The sequence below is a fragment of the Streptomyces sp. NPDC053427 genome (genome assembly GCF_044544985.1).
Lineage (GTDB): Bacteria > Actinomycetota > Actinomycetes > Streptomycetales > Streptomycetaceae > Streptomyces.
In genome coordinates this window covers 1-4,375 of record NZ_JBITYA010000035.1, presented here as the reverse complement: position 1 = coordinate 4,375, position 4,375 = coordinate 1, and the positions used below count along the sequence as shown (strand labels likewise).

The window sequence follows — 4,375 nt, the reverse complement described above, 5'->3', positions numbered from 1 at the left end:
GTGAGGGCGCCGGCGGTGTAGGCGGCGGCGATTTCGCCTTGGGAGTGGCCCAGGACGGCGTCGGGGTGGATGCCGTGGGCTTTCCACAGTTCGGCGAGGCCGGTGAGGACGGCGAAGAGTGCGGGTTGGACGATGTCGACGCGGTCGAGTCCGGGTGCGTCGGGGTGCTGGGTGAGGACTTGGGTCAGTGACCAGTCGGTGTGGCGGGACAGTGCTGTCTCGCACGCTTCGATGTGGTTGCGGAAGACGGTGGAGCTGGTCATGAGGTCGGCGGCCATGCCGGGGTATTGCGAGCCCTGGCCGGGGAAGAGGAACACCGTCTTCCCACCGCCGGACGCCGCCGTGCCCTTGACCAGACCGGAGTGCTCCTCGCCCCGGGCCAACGCCTCCAGCGCCGCGGTGAGTTCGTCGCGTCCGGTGCCGATGGCGACGGCGCGGTGGTTGTGGTGGGTGCGGGTGGTGGCGAGGGAGTGCCCGACGTCGGCGGGTTCGAGCTCCGGCCGCTCGGCGACGTGGGTCAGCAGTCGTACGGCCTGGGCTGCCAGCGCCTCGTCCGTTTTGGCGGAGATGGGCCAGGCGAACACCGGGTTGGTGTCCGGCTCCACGGTCTCCTCGGCCACCGGCTCAGCATCGGCAGGCGCCTCGAGGATGACGTGGGCGTTCGTCCCGGAGATACCGAAGGAGGAGACGCCCGCCCGGCGCGGCCGCTCAACCTCGGGCCACGGCGTCGATTCGGTGAGCAGGCTGATCGCGCCCGCCTCCCAGTCCACGTGCGGTGTCGGCGCGTCGACGTGCAACGTCTGCGGAAGCAGCCCGTGCCGCATGGCCATGACCATCTTGATGACACCGGCGACACCGGCCGCCGCCTGCGTGTGGCCGATGTTGGATTTCACCGACCCGAGCCACAACGGCCGTTCGTCGGGCCGGTCCTGGCCATAGGTGGCCAGCAGTGCCTGCGCCTCGATCGGGTCACCGAGCGTCGTCCCCGTGCCGTGCGCCTCTACCGCGTCGACATCGGTGGCGTCCAACCGGGCGTTGGCCAGCGCCGCCCGGATGACCCGCTGCTGCGACGGGCCGTTCGGTGCCGTCAGACCGTTGCTGGCCCCGTCCTGGTTGACCGCGGAACCACGCAGCACGGCAAGCACCTGGTGCCCGTTGCGCTCGGCGTCCGACAGCCGCTCCAGAAACACCAGTCCGACGCCTTCGGAGAAGCCCGTGCCATCCGCCCCGGCGGCGAAGGACTTGCTCCGTCCGTCCGGTGCCAGGCCGCGCTGCCGCGAGAACTCCACGAAGGTCGATGGGGTCGCCATGACGGTCACGCCGCCGGCCAGCGCCATCGTGCACTCGCCGTTGTGCAGCGCCTGCGCCGCCAGATGCATGGCGACCAGCGAGGACGAGCACGCCGTGTCGACCGTGACCGCCGGGCCCTCCAGGCCCAGCGTGTAGGCGATCCGGCCCGAGGCGACGCTGCCCGCGCTGCCGCTGCTGAGGTAGCCCTCGAGTTCGGTGGGGGTCTGCTGGAGCCGTGCCGCGTATTCGCCGCCGTACATGACACCGGTGAAGACGCCCGTGCTGCTGCCGCGCAGCGATCCGGGGTCGATGCCGGCCCGTTCCAGGAGCTCCCAGCCGACCTCCAGCAGCAGCCGCTGCTGCGGGTCGATGGCCAGGGCCTCGCGCGGCGAGATGCCGAAGAACTCCGCGTCGAACTCGGCAGCGTCGTGGAGGAACCCGCCCTCCCGTACATAGATCTTGCCGAGCCGGTCCGGGTCGGGGTCGTACAGCGTCTCGATGTCCCAGCCGCGGTCGGTCGGGAGCCCGGAGATCGCGTCCCGGCCCTCGGCGAGCTGTTCCCAGAACGCTTCGGGGGAGTTCACGCCGCCCGGGTAGCGGCAGGCCATGGCCACGATGGCGATGGGCTCGTCGGGGTTGTGCGCCGGGGCGGCGGCGGGGCTGCCGGTACTGGCCGCGGATCCGCGGAATTCTCCCTGCAGGTGGCGTGCGAGCGCCGCTGGTGTGGGGTGGTCGAAGACGAGTGTCGCGGACAGCCGGAGGCCCGTGGCCGCGGTGAGGCGGTTGCGGAGTTCGACCGCCGTCAGGGAGTCGAACCCGAGGTCCTGGAATGCCCGGTCGGCGTCCACCGCCTCGGGGCTCGAATGGCTCAGGACGGTGGCGACATGGGTGCGGACGAGGTCGAGCAGCGACTTGTACCCCTCGGTCTCCGACAGCCGCGCCAGTCGGGCGCGCAGCTCGGTGCTGCCCGTGGCCCGCTTGGACGACTGCCGCAGGTGGCGGGGGACGAGTCCGGTGAGGATCGCGGGCAGTGTGCCCGCTAGCGCGTGGCTGCGCAGCGCCGGCCGGTTGAGCCGTACGGGTATCAGCGCGGGTCGTCCGTCGGTCAAGGCGTTGTCGAGGAGGGTGAGGGCGTCCTGGGTGGGCAGCGGCATGATCCCGGTGCGGTTCATGCGGGCGAGGTCGCCGTCGGTGAGGTGGCTGGTGAGGCCGCTGGTTTGGGCCCAGTGGCCCCAGGCGAGTGAGGTGGCGGGGAGTCCTTGGGTGTGGCGGTGGGTGGCGAGGGCGTCGAGGAAGGTGTTGGCGGCGGCGTAACCGGCCTGCCCGGCGTTGCCCAGTGCGCCCGCTACGGAGGAGTAGAGGACGAAGGCGGTGAGGTCGTGGTGGCGGGTGAGTTCGTGGAGGTGCCAGGCGGCGTCGGCTTTGGGGCGTAGGGCGGTGTCGACCTGCTCGGGAGTGAGGGTGGTGATGGTGGCGTCGTCGAGGGCGCCGGCGGTGTGGATGACGGCGGTGAGGGGGTGCTCGGCGGGGATGGTGTCGAGGAGGTCGGCGAGGGCCTGGCGGTCGCTGGTGTCGCAGGCGGTGATGGTGACGTCGGCGCCGTGTGCGGTGAGTTCGGCTTCGAGTTCGGGGGCACCGGGGGCATCGGGTCCGCTGCGGCTGACCAGCAGCAGGTGTTGTGCGCCGTGGTGGTCGGCGAGGTGGCGGGCGGTGAGTGCGCCGAGGGTTCCGGTGCCGCCGGTGATCAGGACCGTGCCGTTGAACTGCGCCGGGAGGGCAGGCGTTTCGGGTTGGTCGGCTTTCGTCAGCCGCGGTACGAGCGGTTGGCCTTCGCGCAGGGCGAGTTGTGGTTCGTGGAGGGGAAGTGAGGCGAGTGCTTCCCGGGATGTCTCGGTGTCGTCGAGGTCGACGAGGACGATGCGGTCGGGGTGCTCGGACTGGGCCGTCCGGACCAGACCCCATACGGCTGCCGCCGGGAGGTCGGTGAGCGGGTCGGACGTACCGGTGCTGACCGCGCCACACGTGGTGACGACGAGGCGGCTGCCGTGGAACGCGTCCTCGGCCAGGAAGCGCTGGACGAGACCGAGGACGTCATGGGACAGGAGGTGAACGGCGACGGCGGGGGAGACGGCGTCCGCGCCGACGGCACGCGCGACGATCGCCTGGGGGACGGACCCTCCGGCGGCGATGGACGCGCTGACGGCGTCCAGATCCGCGAAGCCGTCGGCGTCGTCCGCGCCGAGGTACACCCGATCGCCGACGCTGTCATCAGCTGAAGCCGGAGCCGGAGCCGGAGCCGGAGCCGAAGTGGCAGAGGGCAGCAGAGGGTGCCAGCTCACCTCGTAGAGCAGGTCGTCGGCGGACGCGGCGCGCAACTGAGCCGGGTCCACGGCGCGTACCGCGATCGCGCCGACCGTGGCGATCGGGGCGTCGTCGGTGCCGGACAGCCGGAGGGTGAACGCGTCGGCGGACGTGCGCCGCAGACGGACGCGCAGCGCGGCAGGGAGCTCATCGACGGCGTGCGAGGTGACGTCCGCCCAGGAGAAGGGCAGCCGGACACGATCGTCCGCTCCTCCGGCGCCGGAGATGATGACCGTGTGCAGCGCGGCGTCGAAGAGCGCCGGGTGGATGCCGAAGCCGTCGCCGCTGACGCCCGGCGGCAGCGCGATCTCCGCGTAGACGTCGTCGCCGTGTTGCCAGGCGGCGGTCAGGCCCTGGAAGGCGGGGCCGTAGTGGTAGCCGCGATCGGCGGCCCGAGTGTAGAAGGCGGCGACGTCGATCGGTGTCGCGCCGGACGGCAGCCAGGGGCCCGGAACATCGGAGACGGGCGCCGCCTGGACGCTGAGGACACCGGTGGCGTGCCGGGTCCAGGTGTCGTCGCCGGTGCCGTCCACCGGGCGGGTGTGGACGTTCAGCGATCGGCGTCCGTTCTCGTCCGCCGGGTCCACCGCCACCTGAAGCTGGAGGCCGCCGCGCTCGGGCAGTACGACGGGTGTTTCGAGGGTGAGTTCTTCGATGTGGGTGTGGTTGGTGTGGTGGGCGGCGTGGAGGGCGAGGTCGAGGTGTGCGGTGCCGGGGAGGATGA

1 protein-coding gene is annotated in these 4,375 nt (G+C 71.7%); it reads right to left on the bottom strand.

The genetic code is table 11. From position 1 onward, the window contains the following. On the bottom strand, window positions 1-4,375 hold a 4,375-nt coding region (locus ACIGWZ_RS39350; RefSeq protein ID WP_400072858.1), incomplete at both ends, for an SDR family NAD(P)-dependent oxidoreductase.